General features: G+C 44.1%; 16 protein-coding genes and 1 pseudogene. 10 read left to right on the top strand and 7 right to left on the bottom strand.

Annotated features, from left to right (window positions below; genetic code table 11):
• Positions 1 to 47 precede the first annotated feature (47 nt).
• From AB6E30_RS17120 to AB6E30_RS17105, 4 genes are all read right to left on the bottom strand, one after another.
• On the bottom strand, positions 48 to 1085 hold the full coding sequence (locus AB6E30_RS17120; RefSeq protein ID WP_017065252.1) for a LacI family DNA-binding transcriptional regulator: 1038 nt from the start codon (positions 1083 to 1085) through the stop codon (positions 48 to 50).
• A 197-nt stretch (positions 1086 to 1282) separates the two neighbouring features.
• Positions 1283 to 2368 (bottom strand): porin, encoded by a 1086-nt coding sequence (locus AB6E30_RS17115; RefSeq protein ID WP_017065839.1) that lies wholly within the window; start codon positions 2366 to 2368, stop codon positions 1283 to 1285.
• Between the two features lie 248 nt (positions 2369 to 2616).
• Positions 2617 to 3633 (bottom strand): nuclear transport factor 2 family protein, encoded by a 1017-nt coding sequence (locus AB6E30_RS17110; RefSeq protein WP_017065254.1) that lies wholly within the window; start codon positions 3631 to 3633, stop codon positions 2617 to 2619.
• 125 nt (positions 3634 to 3758) lie between these two features.
• Positions 3759 to 5063: an MFS transporter gene (locus AB6E30_RS17105; protein ID WP_017065255.1), complete on the bottom strand. Its 1305-nt coding sequence runs from the start codon at positions 5061 to 5063 to the stop codon at positions 3759 to 3761.
• 348 nt (positions 5064 to 5411) lie between these two features.
• On the opposite strand from AB6E30_RS17105, the gene AB6E30_RS17100 reads away from it, so the two are divergent.
• A complete protein-coding gene (locus AB6E30_RS17100) occupies positions 5412 to 6953 on the top strand; it encodes a sodium:solute symporter family transporter (protein ID WP_372104553.1) in 1542 nt (513 codons plus the stop codon).
• Positions 6954 to 6979: 26 nt separating this feature from the next.
• The gene (locus AB6E30_RS17095; RefSeq protein ID WP_017065257.1) at positions 6980 to 8350 is read left to right on the top strand and encodes an L-serine ammonia-lyase; all 1371 of its coding nucleotides are present in this window, start codon (positions 6980 to 6982) and stop codon (positions 8348 to 8350) included.
• Positions 8351 to 8458: 108 nt separating this feature from the next.
• Here AB6E30_RS17095 and AB6E30_RS17090 read toward each other — a convergent pair whose 3' ends face one another.
• On the bottom strand, positions 8459 to 8944 hold the full coding sequence (locus AB6E30_RS17090) for an Lrp/AsnC family transcriptional regulator (RefSeq protein WP_017065258.1): 486 nt from the start codon (positions 8942 to 8944) through the stop codon (positions 8459 to 8461).
• Between the two features lie 122 nt (positions 8945 to 9066).
• On the opposite strand from AB6E30_RS17090, the gene AB6E30_RS17085 reads away from it, so the two are divergent.
• On the top strand, positions 9067 to 9666 hold the full coding sequence (locus AB6E30_RS17085) for a LysE family translocator (RefSeq protein ID WP_017071831.1): 600 nt from the start codon (positions 9067 to 9069) through the stop codon (positions 9664 to 9666).
• 136 nt (positions 9667 to 9802) lie between these two features.
• Here AB6E30_RS17085 and ahpF read toward each other — a convergent pair whose 3' ends face one another.
• Both ahpF and ahpC read right to left on the bottom strand, forming a co-directional pair.
• Positions 9803 to 11395 carry an alkyl hydroperoxide reductase subunit F gene (ahpF, locus tag AB6E30_RS17080; protein ID WP_137001291.1) on the bottom strand — a complete coding sequence of 531 codons (1593 nt, stop codon included), beginning with the start codon at positions 11393 to 11395 and terminating at the stop codon, positions 9803 to 9805.
• A gap of 197 nt (positions 11396 to 11592) precedes the next feature.
• Positions 11593 to 12150, bottom strand: coding sequence for an alkyl hydroperoxide reductase subunit C (gene ahpC, locus AB6E30_RS17075; RefSeq protein WP_016798107.1), 558 nt, complete (start codon positions 12148 to 12150; stop codon positions 11593 to 11595).
• Positions 12151 to 12622: 472 nt separating this feature from the next.
• Between ahpC and AB6E30_RS17070 the strand changes: the two genes are divergently transcribed.
• The 7 genes and pseudogenes from AB6E30_RS17070 to AB6E30_RS17040 all read left to right on the top strand — a co-directional run bounded on the left by AB6E30_RS17070 (position 12623) and on the right by AB6E30_RS17040 (position 18457).
• Positions 12623 to 13114: a VOC family protein gene (locus tag AB6E30_RS17070; RefSeq protein ID WP_029224669.1), complete on the top strand. Its 492-nt coding sequence runs from the start codon at positions 12623 to 12625 to the stop codon at positions 13112 to 13114.
• Positions 13115 to 13417: 303 nt separating this feature from the next.
• Positions 13418 to 14795, top strand: a pseudogene (locus AB6E30_RS17065) (uracil-xanthine permease family protein).
• A 379-nt stretch (positions 14796 to 15174) separates the two neighbouring features.
• On the top strand, positions 15175 to 15600 hold the full coding sequence (locus tag AB6E30_RS17060; protein WP_372104550.1) for a septal ring lytic transglycosylase RlpA family protein: 426 nt from the start codon (positions 15175 to 15177) through the stop codon (positions 15598 to 15600).
• A gap of 442 nt (positions 15601 to 16042) precedes the next feature.
• On the top strand, positions 16043 to 17056 hold the full coding sequence (locus AB6E30_RS17055; RefSeq protein ID WP_372104547.1) for a manganese-dependent inorganic pyrophosphatase: 1014 nt from the start codon (positions 16043 to 16045) through the stop codon (positions 17054 to 17056).
• A 354-nt stretch (positions 17057 to 17410) separates the two neighbouring features.
• A complete protein-coding gene (locus tag AB6E30_RS17050; RefSeq protein ID WP_240700385.1) occupies positions 17411 to 17662 on the top strand; it encodes a hypothetical protein in 252 nt (83 codons plus the stop codon).
• A gap of 26 nt (positions 17663 to 17688) precedes the next feature.
• The gene (locus AB6E30_RS17045) at positions 17689 to 17871 is read left to right on the top strand and encodes a hypothetical protein (protein ID WP_017065682.1); all 183 of its coding nucleotides are present in this window, start codon (positions 17689 to 17691) and stop codon (positions 17869 to 17871) included.
• A gap of 382 nt (positions 17872 to 18253) precedes the next feature.
• Positions 18254 to 18457 carry a pyrophosphatase gene (locus AB6E30_RS17040; RefSeq protein ID WP_102420170.1) on the top strand — a complete coding sequence of 68 codons (204 nt, stop codon included), beginning with the start codon at positions 18254 to 18256 and terminating at the stop codon, positions 18455 to 18457.
• Positions 18458 to 18878 lie beyond the last annotated feature (421 nt).

Genomic DNA, 18878 nt, shown 5'->3' with positions numbered 1-18878 from the left:
ATAAAAAATCCCGCTCACACTGAGCGGGATTTTTGTTTGAAAGCGTCTTAACGTTGGTTCTGTTTTAGCGTCGTGTTTCGTTCAATGAACTTCACTGGCACCATCAGCTTAACTAAGCTTGTGTCTTGCTCTTGAATCTGGCTAACGACAATTTTCACTGATTCACGTGCAAGGCGTCTGAAATCTTGCTTGAAGGTAGTGAGTTGGTAGTTCAACCATTGAGTCTGTGGGATATCGTCAAAACCAATCACTTGAAGATCTTCTGGAATACGCAGGTTAAATTCTAAGCGCGCCACATCCATTACTGCCATCGCGAGGTTATCTGTCGCACAGAAAATCGCTTGAGGATGTGTGGGTTCTGAAAACAGAGTCCGAATGGTATCTAGAGCATCAAGGTAGTCATAGTCAGCTTCAATAACACGAGCTTGCTTGCCTGTTAGATCTTCGAATTCTGAGCAAAAGCCCGATTCACGCTCGCCGTTGGTGTAGGTTGGCACGTTACCTGTCAGGTAAACCGCTGACTTTGTTCCTACGCTATGTAAATGTTGAGCGGCGACTTGGCCTGCGGCGTAGTTGTCACTTATTACATGGCTACTCTTAGTCCCCTCAACTACACGAGCATACTGAACAATGGGGATGTTGAACTCTTCACACTCTTCATAAAGCGACTTATTAAAGGTCGCCGAAGCAGCAATTACGCCATCAACTCGGTATTGGAAGATATTAGGAATCGAGTGGTTGTCGTTTCCATCCACTTGCCAAGGAATCAATACCGCAGAGTAACCCTGCTTTTGTAGCTCAGTAGAGATAAGCTGCAGAGTTTTCATGTGGATAGGGTAGTCGGCATCTGGGAAAACTAAGCCAATCAATTTGGACTCATTTGTCGTCAGACTGCGGGCAAAGGCATTGGGACGATAGTTCAACGATTTTGCTGCATCGAACACTTTTTGCTTGGTCTTTTCAGACACTGAACTGCCCGGGACAAATACACGAGATACAGTTGATTGAGAAACGCCAGCAAGTTTAGCGACATCTTTAGAGGTGACGGTTGGCTTTGACGCCGTGGAGTGTTTTGGAGAGCTCATAGACCATACTTTTGAACCAAATTGATTGTGCATAGAGTAACATAATTAGGTACGTACTCAAAAATACAATATGCCATGATTGGATGAAAAATAAGGGTTAATAGAGAGTGTTGAATATTATTCTGGGTATGACCCAAAAAAGCTCTGCGTAAGAGCAGAGCTTTGTTTAAAGAATTTATGAATCGACTAACTGGGCGTTAGAAGTAGTAACGAATACCTGCAGCGAATTGGTCATCTCTGTTTTCGAATTTATTGCCAACGAGCTGATCTTTACCTAGGTCGAATTGGTATTCAGTCCAAACTAGGAATTTGTTCTTCTGGAAGTGGTATTCAACACCAGGGATAAGCAGGTTACGCTCATAGCCATCTGTTTGGTCATCACGATCTTCCATGTAGTTGTAGTTCAACGTAGGGCGTAGGCCATTGTCGAAGTGGTAGTACGTGTAGATTTCACCACCTAGGGTATCGAACATTACATCCGTACCGCCTTGGCTTACAGCTTCCCAGTTTTCGCCAACATGGAAAGTGGCACCTGCGTAGAAGCCGCCGTTGCTGTAGTTCGCACCCAATAGCATGATGCGCATGTTGTCGCCATTTTCTACGCCAACCACACCTGAGTCTAGGTCTGCAATTTCATTTTGGTGGTAAGCTGCACCTAGTGTTACGCCATCAACCGGTTTGTAAGTGATTGACGCACCCATTCCGTTTTTCAATGAAGCTGTCGCATTACTCGCTAGTGCCACTTCTTCACGTGTCGTTTGGTAAGTGAAGCCGTAGCTTACTTGGTCGTTGATTGAGTTACGGTAAGTAATGGAGTTTTCTGCTCGACCTGTACCAGATGCAATACCCCAGTCAGAAAGGTTGTAAACACCTGAGCCGCGAGTACCGAAGACACGACCTAAGTCGGTGTACCATGCGACGTCATAAAAAGTAGACCACTGCTTAGTACCTGCTGCGATCTTGCCGTATTTGTCGTGCTCTACGCCTGCGTATAGAAGTCGGTCGTAAATATTGTCGCCGTTAGCACCTGAGTTGTAACCCCATTCAGCATGGCCAAAGCCAGTCCAGCCGTTATCGAGCCCCATTTGACCTTTAAGGCCGAAACGAGAGCTACCGCTGTTCCACTCACCGTTGTGGTCGCCGCCCTTATCTTGGTAACGAACGTCGAAACGACCGTCTAAAGTAAGGCTATCGCCCGCGTCATTGGTAAAAGTGTGTGCAGCAAAAGCAGAACCTGAGGTAAGTGCTGTCAGGATCACTGCTGAAAGAATCGACTTTTTCATTGTAATTCTCTTTATTCAGGCCGTAGAAAGCCACCGTGCTTTCAAGCCCGTTATATTGGTAATGGTTTGGCAGGGTGTACCCCATCCATGAGGCACTAGTAGATTCAGTTATTAGTGGAGCAATAATGAATTGGTTGGAGCACTTACTAGGAGCGAGAAGGGTCCCCCAGTAAGCGTGGCAACCTAAATCAGATGTCTATTTAGGTTGCCACTATTTCGTTTCAATCTTTTGGATTAAAGCGTATCGATTACAGCGTTGGGTTCATGATGCTTGAAGTGCGTTCGAACACATCTAGACCTTGCTGTTGTAGCCAGTAAGGAAGGTCGATAAGAACCCAGTTCTCAGACAGTTTGTCACCGTCGCGGTAGTAAACGTCAACCACTTGCATGTTTGCACGCACTTCGCCGCCAGTCATACCTAGGAAGCCACCTGTTGGTGTGTTTGATAGGTTTGGCCAACCGAAGAAACAAGAGAAGTTACCTTCAGCGAAACGACAAACGTGGCCGTTGAACTTCTTGTCTTTCAGGTTATTACGGAAAGGAAGTTGGTGCTGTTGTTGGTAACGAGGAATAGTGTAAGACGCGCCGATACCACATGGGCCGTACCAAATCATGTCTTTTGACCAGCTCTTCGCGAGTACTTCTGGTGGGCAACCCATTGCGCCGCTGTCGTTAAGAGCAGACAGGTCATCAACCATTTTGTTTACTAGAGCCAGTGTCGCAACACCTTCTTCTGGAGCTGCGTCTTCGAATAGCAGACCGTCGTGGTTACGTGGGCCAGGGTATACGAAGTGCTTACCAGTTGATGGTGGAAGTGGGTAGCAACCCGCTTGATCCATCATGCCTAGTAGGTCTAGAAACAGGCCTGTCTTAGTGATTTTGCCATCAACAACACAGTTAAATTCTGCGTAGCGAACGTTCATGATCTTGCCAGTTGGGCGCATACCTAGGTATTCAGCGTCGAATAGACCCATGAAGTGACCCATGCTCATTACCCAAATCTCATCTGGGTTAACTTCGTTGTTACCACCGATGAAGATGTCTTGACGACGCTGCATGCGAGTCATTGACTTCATCATTGGTGCCCAGAATACGTCAGCTGCTGCTTGTGCGCCTTCTTGCTCACGGAATGGGTAAACACCGCGCCACAAGTAATCTTCAGAAGTGTGTGCTTTTAAAACTTCAGCAACGTTCTCGTGAGTTGCGTTTTCCATTGCATCGAAGTATTCACGAACAATGCGTTTCGCTTCTTGATATTTAGACATAATAATTTCTCTTTGTGTTGTCGAGTCAACATTCGGAACAGGACTCGATTTGGATTTTGTTACCGGCTGATTTATCAGCCGGCTTTAAACTTTTCGTATTTGAACTTCAGCGTATGAGTGTCGAATTAAGCTTTTGCTGCTTCAGCTTTTTTGCTCTTATCGAAGACGCCACCTTTTAGAGTTTCAGGCAGTGTTAGCCATAGTAGGCCGGCGATAATCCATACGATTGGTGAGCCCCACATTGCTGTTTGTAGGTCGGTACGCTCTTGGATGAAGATAAGAACCATTGGTGCCCACATGCCGATAATACGACCGCCATGGAATAAAGCTGCACCATAGCTACGCAAGCGTGCTGGGAACAATTCAGAGAAGTAACCGCCCCATACTGCAGAAGCAGACAGGCCGAAGTTGTAGATAAGACCCAGAAGAGCCAGCATGTTTAGGCCGCCAATCATCATGTCGCCAGGTGCGACAAAGAAGATAGAAACCATGATACCTGCGAGGATGAAGCCGAACGCGTTGATCTTACGACCGTACTTATCGGCTGCCCATCCCCAGAACCAAGCACCGAAGAGTGAACCAAATGCTGAGATAGAGAAGATCAAACCGATGGTTGCACCATCAAACATACGAACATCTTTCAGGTAGGTAGTTACAAAGCCACCGAAGAATTGGAATCCGTAGAAGTTAAGACCAGAAAGAAGTAAACAAGTAATCGTAATTTTGCGGTAAGGCTTGCTTAACATCTCACCCCAAGAACCTTTTTTAGCTTCGGTTACTTCCCCAGCTGTATTGGTTGTTGTTTGTTGATCTTCTTCACCGTAGGCGATCACAGTTTTGTCGCTTGGTAATACAAAGATCATTAACGCTGCTGCTACAAGCGGTGGAATACCACCTACCCACATTAGGCTCTGCCAAGGTGCATCAACACTTGTAATGAAGGCTGCGTAAGCGCCCATTGCCACTAAAGCAACAGAGAACATTGAAGAAGCAAAAGCAGTCAACTTACCGCGAACCGTTGGTGTAAATAGGCCAATCATCAAAGATACAGCTACAGTGAAGTAACCACCTAAAGATAGTCCAATGATGAAACGCATTGCAGCCCAAGTGGCGTAGTCGGTAAACATCATGTTGATGATGGTTGCACCACCGTTTAATGCCGTAATTGCTATTAGTGTGGACTTCTTGCCGAACTTGGTTGCGAACCATGCACAGCTCAGAGCACCAATCAGAGCACCAACCGACTGCCAAGTGTAGAACTGAGCGGTATCAGAAAGGCTAATACCAGCATATTCTTCCACAATGTATGGGCGTACGTAGTCAATAATTACAAAGTTATAACAATAAAAAAAGTAACCTACTAGAATTGCTAGATATGCGGCTACCCTTTGAATCATAGGAACTTCGCTCATGTGTTTTTTAATGGTCATGACCGATAAACCTTTATTTTATATAGGGTGGTTTTGGTTTTAATTATTGTGTGTTGATTATTTAGCTTCATCACACCGTCTTCATTTCGGGAGAGATAATAGAATTTTTGTGGTTATTAGATCCGTGATCAAAGTCAATTTTAAAATGAGTGCGTACCCATTTTGTGCATTTTAGTGATCTTGATCTCATTTAACTGGGTTTTTGTGCTTTGTGGGGTGGTTTGAGTGTTTAATCGTCTATCTTAGTGATAATAGTCACACTTATTGTGGGTTTTTGAGGGAAAACATCCATTTTTGAGTACTATTGGCAGCGAATTAATTGCGACATACAATAAACGGAATCTAAAAATGGTTACGTACTCAAGTTTTGTGGTTATTGCTCTTTATGTGCTAACTACTTTGTTTATCAGCTACTTAGTTAATAGGCGCTATAGCGTCGGTGGCGACTTTTCGACTGGTGGAAAACAGTTTGGTTGGTTTACGGCAGGTGTGTCGATTCTTGCAACCTACATCAGCGCAATGACGTTCGTTGGCATGCCGGGCTGGGTTTATAGCTCAGGCATGGAAGCGATGAGCGTACATTTGAACTATCCAATAGTGATCTTTTTCACTGTGCTTTTCTTTGTTCCGGTGTTTTACAAGCTCGGCCTAACCTCGATTTACGAATACCTAGAGTACCGCTTTGGCGTTGTTGCTCGCACGATCAATTCCATCGTGTTCATTGTGGTTCAGTGTATTTCGGCAGGGGTTATTCTGTATGCGGTAGCCCTGATCTTAGTGCAAGTGCTGCCAGTGAGTATCTCTGAGGCGATCATCTACATCAGCGTATTTACTGCGTTGTATACCTATGCGGGTGGTATCTCGACTGTAATCTGGACTGACATGCTTCAGTCAGCAGTGTTGATTATCGGCAGCATTGCGATCTTTGTTTTATTGCTGATGAAAATCGATGCGGGCGAGATGTTGTCTCCTGAACATTTGAATATCATCAATCTCGATTTTGACTTAGGCGTCGATACCACATTGTGGGCCGGCGTAGTGGCTGTGAGCTTCTTGCACCTGAGTGTGTATGGCACTAACCAACTGATTATTCAAAGAACATTGGCGACTAAGTGTGTTAAAACAGCGCAAAAATCGATGTTGCTTTGTGGCTACGGCGCATTTTTTGTTTATCTGTTCTTTGCTGTGATGGGGGTGCTGTTAAGTGTCTTTTATCAAGACAGCAGTTTTGAAAACAGCAACGAAGTGATTCTCGATTTTGTGTTTAACCATACCAACCCAATCATTGTTGGTTTGGTGATCTCAGCACTTTCGGCAGCGGCAATGTCGACATTGGATTCCACTTATAACTCTATGGCGACGGTCGCAACGTTCGATTTTTATAAGCGCTTCTTCCGTAAGCAAGCCTCTGACGCGCACTATGAATCAGTGGCTAGAAAAATGAGCCTGGTTGCTGCAGCGTCGGTTGTTGTGCCTGCGTTACTGGCTGTTTCTAATGAATCAGTGCTTAAAACGATTGCGAGCTTAACCTCTATTTTTGTTGGTATTCGCCTTGGCTCTTTCATCTTGGGTTTGTTCTTCAAACAAGCAAACGAGAAAGGCGTAATTGCGGGCAGTATTGGCAGTGTGGCCGTCGTATTCATCGCCAAATACAGCGGAATAGCTTGGCCTTGGTTTGCCTTGATTGGCACTGTGGTTTTCTTAGTGTTAGGTGTTGTTGTGAGCCGCTTCTGGGGAGAGGTAACCGAGCAACAAAATGAATTTATAGAAAAGCAAAAGCATTTGTTTGCAAAGCCTACCGCGAGTCATTATGGCTTGTTGGTGTTCGCTGTTGTGACGATTGCTGCTTGTACTGTTATCCCTGATTGGCTTTATGCCGCTCTTTCTTAATTGACCGATTTTTTACTGGTATATCTATGTTATCGATCTTTGATATCTACAAAATTGGTGTTGGGCCATCGAGCTCTCACACCAACGGCCCAATGATTGCGGGTTTCCATTTCACACAATTAATCGCTGATAAAATCGCAGAAGTGACGCGTATTCAGGTGGATTTATACGGTTCTTTGTCATTGACTGGCATAGGTCACCACACCGACAGAGCTACAATATTGGGGCTACTCGGCAATAAACCAGACACCATCAAAATCACCAGCGCAAACCAAGCAATGCGTCATGCCGTAGACAGTGGTGAGATGGATTTAGCGGGCACCAAGCACATTGCCTTCAACTACGAAACCGACATGTTGTTCCACAAAGACAATCTGCCTCTGCATGAAAATGGCATGATGATTACTGCGTTTGACCAGAGTGGCAACGTGATTGTCGATGAAACTTATTATTCGATTGGCGGCGGTTTTATCGCAACTGCTGATGAACTGCAAAATGGTACTCAAACCCAAGCGGTAGAAGTTCCTTTCCCGTTCAAAAACGCCGATGAAATGCTTCAACAAGCTGACAATAGTGGGATGAGCCTCGGTGGTATGATTCTAAAAAATGAAGCGGAGTTCGAAGGCGCTGACATTATTTCAGAGAAAGCGGATCAAATCTGGCGAGTGATGAGTCGTTGTATGGAGCGTGGCTTTGAAACCGAAGGCATTCTTGATGGTGGTTTGAACGTAACTCGTCGTGCGCCTAACCTACTGAAAAAGTTAGAAGCGAATGCGGCGGTTGAAAACGACCCAATGGAAATCATGGATTGGATTAACTTGTTTGCGTTTGCGGTTAGCGAAGAAAATGCGGCTGGTGGCCAAGTGGTAACATCACCAACCAATGGTGCGGCGGGCGTTATTCCTGCTGTGTTGATGTACTACCATCGCTTCATTAAAGAGTTGGATACTAAGCAGTTAAAAGATTTCTTAGCGGTATCGGGCGCGATTGGTATTCTGTACAAAACTAACGCTTCGATCTCTGGTGCGGAAGTAGGATGCCAAGGTGAGGTAGGCGTATCATCCTCTATGGCGGCTGCGGGATTAACGGCACTACGCGGTGGCAGCAATGAGCAGATCTGTATTGCGGCGGAAATCGCGATGGAACACTCATTGGGTATGACTTGTGACCCAATTGGCGGCTTGGTTCAAGTGCCGTGTATCGAGCGAAATGCGATGGGTGCGATGAAGGCAATTAATGCATCTCGCATGGCATTGAAGCGAAACAGCAAGTCTTTGATCTCACTCGATAAGGTCATCGCAACCATGTACCAAACCGGTAAAGACATGAACAAGAAATATCGTGAAACATCACTCGGTGGTTTAGCCTTGATCCATCTAGCTCATCCTTGTGAATAGCTAAGCCAGTTAACCCAGTAAATAATAACGTTAAGCCCAGAGCCTTAGACTTTAGAAATCTATCGCGGCTGGGCTTTTTGTTTTATGTGTTTTATGTGTTTTAGGGAGCTAATCTGAAAGCGGTAATCGATAGCTGTTTTTCAACTCTTTTACTGAGATGTTCGACTGAATCGCACTCACGCCTTTGACTCGTCTGATCGAGCTAATACGCTCAAAGTACTCTTCCAAATCTTTGGCCAACACTTGCACCATGTAATCGGCGCCGCCTGCAATGCAGTGACACATAGGAATCCAATCGGTTACCGCGACAAATTCTTCGAATGGTTCTGTGTTTTCAACTTCATGGTTACCCAAGGTCACAAGAGTAAAACCAGCCACATGAAAGCCTAATTTCTTACGATTCAGCTTAGCGGCGTAACCATCGATATAGCCAGTTTCCTCCATGCGTTTCCAACGACGCCAGCATGGGGTTTCGCTGAGGTTGACTTTCTCTGCGAGCTTGCTGTTGCTCATGCGTCCGTCTTGCTGGATATGCTCTAAGATGGCGATATCTGTGTCATCCAATACTTCTTTGGTGGATTCTTTCTGTTTCATGGCTATTTTGGAAAATTCTTGCTCAAATTTGGATTAATATTAGCCTATATAGCAATTTAATTCCTAGTCGAATCTGTAAACTCTCTCCCTATAAATACTTTACTTATTAGGAGTGAGAGGAAATGAGCTCTCAATTAATGCTGGCGTTCTTGCTATTTTCAACATCAATTGCAATTACCCCTGGGGCAGGCAATATCGCATTACTTGGGATTTCAAGTCGTTATGGATTTGCTGCGACTTTACCTTTTATCTCTGGGAACGCTGTTGGCATCATCATCGTACTGGCGGGTTCTAGTGTCGGTTTGGTGAGCCTATTTACCCTTTACCCAGAGCTATACAGCATTTTGAAATACGCGGGTGCGGCTTATTTGCTGTTCATGGCGTGGTCGATTGCGAATATGCAAATCGAAGAAAGCACCACCGACAATCGTTCAGGCTTTGTGTCGGGTGTGTTGGTGCAGGTGTTAAATCCTAAAGGTTGGATAGCGTCATTAACCGTGTTTTCGCAGTTCATCACTCCGAATGCAGATTACTTGATTCAAGTCGTGACCATTATCGCGGGTATGGTGATTACCGGTGTACCGTGCATGTTGGTGTGGGCGTATTGCGGCACCATGCTTAAAAAGCTACTGCAATCACCAAAACAGATGATGTTTGTGAACCGTTGCTTGGGCGGAAGCTTAGCGATGGTGGTTGCCTTTATGCTTTATCAACCGGCGTAAATCACAAAGAAAAAAACCACTCCTAAATCCATAGGAGTGGCGTCTAAATGTCGACTAAGTCGTTAACAGTAAAGAATTAAGTTAACAAATATTTAAGGAACTTGAGTTAAAAGCTTTAAGCTTTTCAGTGTAAAGATTAAGCGGTTTCTGCCTCTTTAACTGGAGCTGAGTTACGAATTAGGTGGTCAAATGCACCTAAGCTTGCTTTCGCACCTTCACCCATCGCAATGATGATCTGTTTGTAAGGTACGGTTGTCACGTCACCCGCTGCGAACACACCTTTCATAGATGTTGCGCCATGAGCGTTAATTTCAATTTCACCGCGTGGTGAGAGCTCAACTTTCGAACCCTTCAACCATTCGCTGTTTGGCATCAGGCCGATTTGAACAAAGATACCTGCGAGTTCAATCTGTTTAAGTTCATCGGTGTTGCGGTCTTTGTATTCCAGACCGGTTACACGGTTGCCATCACCAATCACTTGCGTTGTTTGTGCCATCTTGATGATTTCGATGTTTGGCGTTGCGTTCGCTTTGTCGATAAGTACTTGGTCAGCGCGCAGTGTGTTCGCAAACTCAAGCACAGTTACGTGTTCCACGATACCTGCTAGGTCGATAGCCGCTTCAATACCTGAGTTACCGCCACCAATAACCGCTGTTTTCTTACCTTTGAATAAAGGACCGTCACAGTGTGGGCAGTAAGCGACGCCTTTATTGCGGTACTCTTGCTCACCCGGAACGTTCATTTCACGCCAGCGAGCACCGGTACTTGTGATAACCGTGCGAGCTCGTAGTGTTGCGCCGCTCTCTAGCTCAACGTGGATGTAGCCGTCTTCAGTGTCTTCTGCTGCAATGATGTTTGCAGCGCGCTGCTCAGTCATCACTTCAACACCGTACTCTTTTACGTGCTCTTCAAGGCTTGCCACTAATTTAGGGCCAGTTGTCGCTTTTACTGAGATAAAGTTCTCAATCGCCATGGTGTCCATCACTTGGCCGCCGAATCGGTCAGCAACCACACCAGTACGAATGCCTTTACGTGCAGCATAAATTGCCGCTGAAGAACCTGCAGGGCCGCCGCCGACAACCAATACATCAAACGGTGCTTGTTGGTTTAGGTTTGCTGCTTTCTTTTCCGCTGCGCCTGAATCAACCTTGTTAAGGATTTCAGCCAGTGACATACGGCCTTGACCAAATAGCTCACCATTAACGAATACACTTGGTACTGCCATGATGTCGCGAGACTTCACTTCATCTTGGAATGCTGCGCCGTCGATCATCGTTGTCTTAACCATAGGATTAATCGCCGACATCATATTGAAGGCTTGAACCACTTCTGGACAGTTTTGGCATGAGAGCGAGATAAAAATCTCTACATTAAGCTCTTGACCGAGTTCTTTAATTTGCTCGATTACGTCCGCTTCAAGCTTGATAGGGTGACCACCACTATGAAGCAGTGCTAGAACCAGTGACGTAAATTCGTGACCCATTGGCAAACCGGCAAAACCGATCGCGGTGCATTTCTCTTGGTTCACGACCTGCATGATAGGGCTGCGAGTGCTTGCGCTGTCATCGCGAGTCACTTCAATTTTATCGGTTAAAGACGAGATGTCATTCGCCAGATCTTGAAGTTTGTTCGCGGTGTCGCTGCCATCCAGGCTAAGCACTAACTGAACATTGGTTTTTAGGTTTTCTAGGTATGCTTTTAGCTGCTGCTTCATTGCTTGATCTAACATAATCGTGCCTGCTCTTAAATTCTGTGTCTTGGTATTGACCAATACCTTCTTGCTGAAAAAGGAAAATAAAAAGGGGCGCAAGTCGGCAAATATTGTGGTGTTGATGGTTTGAAAGGGTGGCGCGCGACTGCCCTTTAGGAGGGGGGCCGAAGCGCGCCTGTAGAACCGTTTAGCTATTCTTGTTAGCTAGGCTTAGATTAAATCTTGCCTACTAGGTCTAGAGATGGAGCTAGAGTCTCTTCGCCTTCTTTCCATTTAGCTGGGCAAACTTCACCTGGGTTAGCGGCTACGTATTGTGCTGCTTTAACCTTGCGTAGTAGGTCTTCTGCGTCACGGCCGATGCCTTCAGCTGTGATTTCCATTGCTTGGATAACGCCTTCAGGGTCGATTAGGAACGTTGCACGGTCTGCAAGGCCTTGACCTTCACGCATAACGTTGAAGTTATTTGTGATGTTGCCTGTTTGGTCGCCTACCATGAAGTATTCGATAGTGCCGATTTTGTCAGAAGTATCGTGCCATGCTTTGTGAGAGAAGTGAGTGTCAGTTGATACTGAGTAAACTTCTACGCCGCGAGATTGAAGCTCTGCGTATTTGTCTTGTAGGTCAACTAGCTCAGTTGGACATACAAATGTGAAGTCTGCTGGGTAGAAGAAGAATACAGCCCACTTGCCTTTAACGTCTTGCTCAGTGATTTCTACGAATTCGCCGTTTTTAAATGCTGTTGCGTTGAATGGTTTGATTTCTGTGTTGATCATGATTTGACTCTCTTTCTAATTTGTAGTGTTTAACGCTATCCCGCGTCGATGTAGATATATTGCATTGCCACCGAAAATTAGTGAAATCGGACATTTCTATAGATTCAATAGGCGAATCCTATCTTCGAAAGGAAAAGACTATCGGTAAAAGCTATCAACAAAAACGATTAACAAAAGCCATCAAACATCAACAACTCCCAATTTAAGTAGCTATGCTCTTTAGGTTGTTCTCTACATTGGGCTTATCTCTATTGGTGTGTGTATCTATGTGTCTATGTAGGTAGGGTTCGGTATGGTTTCTTTGCGTGAGTTGAGTTGTTATATCAAACTGTAAATAACAAAAAATTATCATTAATATAAATTATGATAATTTCAGTTAATTAACGCATGTACCTATACTCTCTCCATCGAAACGAAACACCGAAGCTAGACTTCGAAAAGCACAGAATTTAAAACGAATTTGGAGCAAGTTATGAAAATGAATCACGTAGGCATCATGGTTGGCGATATGGACAAAGCAGTTGAGTTTTACACGAAAGCGCTGGGTCTAAGAATCGTAATGAACAACACCAAAGTAATGGAAGAGCGCGAATCAGCAATCGGCCGTATGTGTATCGCTGTGTTCGGTGAAGGCTTTAAAGGCTTCAACATTGCACACCTAGTAACATCTGATGGTATCGGTGTTGAGCTGTTCGAAATGAAAGAGCGCCAAGAGCGTCACGAAGTTGATTTCTCACGTCTAGGTATCTTCCACTTCTGTCTACAGCTTCCAAAAGAGCAGTTTCATTCAGCGATTAAACGTGTTGAAGAGTTTGGCGGTAAGGTCCGTATGGACATCATGCGTTACCACCCAGAAGACGAACTAAAACAAGCACAAATGGTTTACCTAGAAGACCCGTTTGGCAACCTGTTCGAATTCTACTCGCACACATACGAAGACACTTACGCGACTGACTACGAGTAATAGTGTTATCTACCTGTCATAAGGTAGAAAACCGAAACACCCCCTAAAGAGGATTGGTAGAGATACCAATCTTTTTTTTGTGCCTGCGATATTGAGTGGAAGGTTACGGATAAACCAAGTCAAATGAGTGCTTTGTGCTCTTCGTTGCACTAAAACAAACCGACAATGTTGCTCTTTAGTGCAGCATTAACTTGAGCAAAAACTTAACTGATTGATAAATATGATGTTAAACCATTGGCATATATGTTGCTCTATTGCCTTTATGTAAATTGTATACAATAAAAAATACATAAAGGAAGTCACATGGAACAGAACAGTGAATTGATCTACGGATTAGACGATCGACCATCAGTCAAAGCAGCCAGTTACGCGGCGCTGCAGCATGTATTAGCCAGCTTTGTTGGAATTATCACACCCACGCTCATTATTGGCGGTGTTTTAGGGTTGGGTGAACACATCCCTTATTTGATCAGCATGGCACTGATGGTGTCTGGGGTTGGCACTTTTATACAAGCTAGAAAAATAGGGCCAGTTGGCGCAGGGATGATCTGTGTCCAAGGGACCAGCTTTGCGTTCTTAGGTTCTGTGTTAGGTGCGGGTTTTCTTGTTAAAGCAAATGGCGGTGGGCCGGATGAAATGCTCGCCACCATTTTTGGTGTCTGCTTCTTTGGTGCATTTGTCGAAATCGTCCTATCGCGCTTTATCGAAAAACTCAAAGTAGTGATCACGCCCGTTGTGACCGGCATCGTTATCACGACGATTGGTGTCTCTTTGATTAAAGTTGGCGTCACTGATATCGCTGGTGGTGTTGGTGCAGAAGATTTTGGTTCTGGAAGCAACCTGATGTTGGGTGCGATTGTGCTCGGAACCATAGTGGCACTTAACCTAAGCAACAACACCATGGTAAGGCTGTCGTCGATTTTAGTCGGATTGGTTGTAGGGTGGGGCGTTGCTATTCTGATGGGCAAAGCACCCATGGTTTCTTTTGCATCTCAACCGTTATTGAGCATTCCAGTTCCATTTAAATATGGCTTCGCTTTTGATTGGCAAGCCTTCCTGCCTATCGCTTTTATTTACTTGATTACCGTTATTGAAACCACGGGTGACCTTACCGCCAACAGTATGTTCTCAGGGCAGCCAGTTTAAGGGGCCAAAATACATCAATCGACTCAAGGCTGGCGTGCTGGGTGACGGTGTGAACTCGCTCATCGCAGCGGTATTCAATACTTTTCCGAACACGACTTTCAGCCAGAACAACGGTGTGATCCATTTTACGGGGATCGCGAGTCGCTACATCGGCTACTTCATTGCCGCGATTCTTTTTCTGTTAGGGTTATTTCCCATCTTAGGTGCGGTTTTAATGACGATTCCAAAGCCAGTATTGGGCGGGGCGACATTAGTGATGTTCGGTACGGTTGCTGCGGCGGGCATCAAAATCATCGCCAATGAAAAACTGGATCGCCGCAGAATTATGACGATTGCCATCTCACTAGGCTTAGGGCTTGGGGTGATGCTAGTGCCGGATTTATTGAAAGAAGCGCCCAAGCTAGTGCAAAGCATATTTGGCTCACCTGTAACCATGTCTGGTATTGCCGCGCTTGTGATTACCGGGTTGATGTCTTTGGTGCCTGAAACTAAAGCTAAGCCTGTGGCAAGTTCGGTACAAACCAGTAAAGCGTAACTTATACAGCCGAGAAGAAGCGTAGGTGACTGATTACGGACAATTGCGTTATCTACCTACCATAGTCAGAAAAACGAAACATCCCATAGAGAGGATTGGTAGAGATACCAATCCTTTTTTGTATTTGGATGTTTGGCTGAGTGACTTATCTACATGAAGTGATTAAGAAACATACAGATTTAAGACGTTGTTAAAGTTGACGTTTTGAAGATAAAACCTTTCATGAATATGACTGAAGCGAGCGTGCTTCATGAAAACATTGCGCAATCACACTGGTGATAGCCCTCGCTGAGAACTCACAATACTCAGTTCAATACTGCTGAACCGCACTACAATGAAAATAGATAAACATTACATGAAGAAGATCTACTGAAATAGCATGAAAAAACTAAACCTTATCTTTGCCGCTTTTCTTATTACTTTGCTTGCCGGATGCTCGTCACATGCGGCCGTCGATACTTCAAAAACAAAGGGCTATGCCAATTCACATGCGCTTGTGGGAGTGGCTTCTTGGTATGGCGATAAGTTCCATGGAAGGCTCACAGCAAGCGGTGAGACGTATAATATGAATGCGAATACTGCGGCTCATAAAACCTTGCCATTCGGCACTATCGTGAGGGTGACCAATACAACTAATAACAAGTCTGTTGATGTGAAAATTAATGATCGAGGCCCTTATGTAAAAGGCCGAGTGATTGACCTTTCCCACAAAGCATTTTCTCAAATTGGTGACGTTAAGAAAGGCGTAGTAAAAGTCAAAATTGAGATCATTGATGACAGTGACACCTTTCGATACAAGCACTAGAATCCCCTCATAACCTTCCCTTGGTTGACATCTACGATCCCTTACCAGCAACGGGAAGGGGAGGAAAAAAACCTCGATCTCGATGATTGAATAGCATATTTATGCTTACTCGATAAGGCTGCTTTTGCAGCCTTTTTTGTGCCTTTCGATAATCCATTTTTAATAAGATTATCTTATTTTCAGTATGTGGGTTGATGATGTTATGTGGTCAATAAATCAGTGTCTTAGCTTTCTTATCATTAGGGTTCATTGAAATTCATTGTGAAATAATGAAAAGCTAACCTAATCCAAGTTGAGCTTTGGTGTGATTAACAGTGAAAGCCTAAGGGCAATTACATTTAGTTACTTACTGAAGTAAAACTGAAATATTGGTGACACGGTTCTGAAATTTTTGGTGTTTAGCTTATGGGCTTCTATATCGAATTCAAATAAGGAAATACCCGTGAAGCTAACCCCTGTCGTTGCAGCCCTAATTATGTCTTTTAGCTCAGCAAGCTATGCTTTCAGTCTTCAACAATCTGCCAATGAAAACAGTGAAGATCTCGTATGGACAGGGCACCTAAGCCCAGACAGCGACACGGTAATGTCTGCGATGCTCGCGGCTCATATCTATGGCGGTACAGCGACAGTACCAGAGCCGATTAATCCAGAATCCACCTTCATCTTGAATTACTGCAATGCTGAATCACCACGCGTAGAGACAGATTACTCTTCATACCGAGTAGGGCTGGTGGATTTCAACCAAGTCACTCAGCTAGCGCCAACTATCGACCAAGCATCTATTGTTGCTGTGGTTGATCATCATGCAATTGGTGGCTCACCGATTAATACACCACAAATTGTCGAGATGGATATTCGAGGCTGGGGATCGGCTGCCACTATTCTTGCTGACAACGCTGAAAAGTTGGATGTGACCCTACCTAAGCACCTTGCTTGTGTCGGTTTAGGCGCAATCCTTTCTGATACTGTGGTATTTCAATCATCAACCACAACTGAGCATGATCGTGAGTACGCAGAGAAACTTGCAAAAGTTGCAGGTATTTCAGATATCGAAGATTTCGGCCAACAGATGCTGATTGCTAAGTCGGATCTCAGTCATCTTTCTTCTGAAACCATTTTGACGCTGGATTACAAAAACTTTAAATACGGTGGCAAACAGGTAGGTATCGGCGTTGCTGAAACGCTAACGGCTCAACAACTGATTGACCGTAAAGATGAGCTTCTAGCAGCAATGAAGACTTACAAAGAAGAGAACGGCTTAGATCATCTTTTCTTCTCTATCACAGACACTAAGAACAAAGAAGCTAACTTATTGTGGGTGGATGAAAGCGACTATCAAGTGATTAAATCGGCTTTCAACGCTGAACCAACAAGCGACATGTTGACGCTAGAAGGTGTAACTTCTCGCAAGCGTCAGATTGGCCCTGCGGTACAGAAAGCCATTGAGAGTTTGTAGAGAATAAGAGCCGTTACTTTATAAATGAGTAGTGAAGGGATTGGTAGAGATACCAATCCCTTTTTGTTTTTGGGTCGTGTTGAACTGGATTTGGATAAAATTGAGTTGCGCTTTTTCTAAATTAACAAAGCTTATGGATAAGCCAGATCTAACATAGCTCTTTATGGCACGAACCCCCAAGGACATTCACGACCAACCACGTGAAAAGTTAGACTTAGAGCAGTCTTAAACAAGTAACCAATCCTAGTCGCGGCTTTCCATTATCGGTAAGTTACCATTCATAGTTTGAAATAATAATACAGTGTTTTATTGTTTATAGTAAATCCCAGACAGAATGACTAACAGGACAATGAAATGACCTCAATCAAAACCATTGGTGTAACAGCTATCACACTTGCACTGATGACAATTACTGGCTGTACCAGCTTAAAGGTAAAGGCTGCGAACGCCTTCGTGTCTGACCCAATTATCACACACGCAGACCACGACCAACTTACCGAAGCCAGTTCGAAAATCGATGGTATCCGTTATACATCAATGACGACGACGATCATCACGACCAAAGCAGCAAAGCAGCAAAGCGCACAAATGGAGTTGCTCGCGTAGACATCGAGGCTGATGGAATCGAAGAGGTGCAATCAAAATGGCATGGTGAAGAACACGTTTGTCAGATGTACCACGATCGTATGAACAATCCAGAAACTGAGGGCCTGTCAGACATCGTTGGTAATGGATTGGCGCTGAACTACCAGATCGCAATTCGTGGTGTTGATGGTCAGTCCTATACTTGTTCTGGGCATGTAGATCCACAATAACAAAAAATAACACTGCGCTTTACTGGGTCTATTTCAAAAGTTGGAAACGAATTTTTTTTATCGCTGTTTGGTGAGTAATGTGCCTGTTTTTCACATTAGCTAGTTGTATTACTCGTGCCATACCTAATGAAACGTTTAAGGAACTTTCGAGATAGGAAGTGCCAAAGGTAAAAATTCATCCTACGAAGCTTCTGGACATAAATGAGTTTCGAAGAACCAAGTATTAGCAAATCACGAATTAGCATAAGTATGGAAAGTCACTAAGCTCACTGTCCAGTATTGTTTTTACACAAATCTGACATTGATGAATGCCATAAGCTATCGATATAAACATCAATATATTGTATTATTATATCCGTATTTATACTTATTAGGATTTTCTATGTTGATTCACGAATTTTCGAATAAGGACGTTACCGCTGAGCATGTAATTTTAGCTCAAGCAATACTAGCAGGGACTGCTCAAGGTGATAAAAGTAAAGCACAGCGCTTTATGATTTTTGTAAATGAGATTCCAGATGCGCCGACTGTGCAAAACCTGATTCCACGCTTTAGTCAATTTATGAAGCTCTTTAAAGCCAGCTGACATTCAAAATACGTTACACAGGGATGTGTAATTAAGATCACCAACTCCCCCCTAACCACTACCTACTTTTAAACTCTATCTGACCCTATGCTCGCTCTATATCTAGCCATTGTTGTCGGAGGACAATAGAGTTTGATCAATTTTAAAAACGTTTCTGGACAATTCCGTGTCAGTGACTTTTCTAAATTAGTATTTAATGAATAACTACAGGTATAACAAAGTAATTGTTGAGCGCTAATGGGAAGAATTGGTTTATGGTGCGAAAGCAACTGAATTCATATAAAATGGCATAACTAATTGATTCCTATATTTATCAGAGGCAAAGATGAAAAAAACTTTAATTGCAATCAGCTGTACAGCGATCATTGCATATTTCGGAGCATTCCGATCAGTCATTTCGGGATTATCCGATCACCCATTT

The organism is Vibrio sp. 10N.247.311.12, from assembly GCF_041467515.1.
Classification (GTDB): Bacteria; Pseudomonadota; Gammaproteobacteria; order Enterobacterales; family Vibrionaceae; genus Vibrio; species Vibrio crassostreae_C.
This window is presented reverse-complemented; position numbering and strand designations above follow the sequence as displayed.

Coding starts and splice junctions, on each gene's coding strand:
- AB6E30_RS17110 (WP_017065254.1), bottom strand. CDS start 3,633: ATGTCTAAATATCAAGAAGCGAAACGCATTGTTCGTGAATACTTCGAT.
- AB6E30_RS17050 (WP_240700385.1), top strand. CDS start 17,411: ATGACCTCAATCAAAACCATTGGTGTAACAGCTATCACACTTGCACTG.
- ahpF (WP_137001291.1), bottom strand. CDS start 11,395: ATGTTAGATCAAGCAATGAAGCAGCAGCTAAAAGCATACCTAGAAAAC.
- AB6E30_RS17070 (WP_029224669.1), top strand. CDS start 12,623: ATGAAAATGAATCACGTAGGCATCATGGTTGGCGATATGGACAAAGCA.
- AB6E30_RS17100 (WP_372104553.1), top strand. CDS start 5,412: ATGGTTACGTACTCAAGTTTTGTGGTTATTGCTCTTTATGTGCTAACT.
- AB6E30_RS17090 (WP_017065258.1), bottom strand. CDS start 8,944: ATGAAACAGAAAGAATCCACCAAAGAAGTATTGGATGACACAGATATC.
- AB6E30_RS17115 (WP_017065839.1), bottom strand. CDS start 2,368: ATGAAAAAGTCGATTCTTTCAGCAGTGATCCTGACAGCACTTACCTCA.
- AB6E30_RS17040 (WP_102420170.1), top strand. CDS start 18,254: ATGTTGATTCACGAATTTTCGAATAAGGACGTTACCGCTGAGCATGTA.
- ahpC (WP_016798107.1), bottom strand. CDS start 12,150: ATGATCAACACAGAAATCAAACCATTCAACGCAACAGCATTTAAAAAC.
- AB6E30_RS17085 (WP_017071831.1), top strand. CDS start 9,067: ATGAGCTCTCAATTAATGCTGGCGTTCTTGCTATTTTCAACATCAATT.
- AB6E30_RS17105 (WP_017065255.1), bottom strand. CDS start 5,063: ATGACCATTAAAAAACACATGAGCGAAGTTCCTATGATTCAAAGGGTA.
- AB6E30_RS17120 (WP_017065252.1), bottom strand. CDS start 1,085: ATGAGCTCTCCAAAACACTCCACGGCGTCAAAGCCAACCGTCACCTCT.
- AB6E30_RS17060 (WP_372104550.1), top strand. CDS start 15,175: ATGAAAAAACTAAACCTTATCTTTGCCGCTTTTCTTATTACTTTGCTT.
- AB6E30_RS17095 (WP_017065257.1), top strand. CDS start 6,980: ATGTTATCGATCTTTGATATCTACAAAATTGGTGTTGGGCCATCGAGC.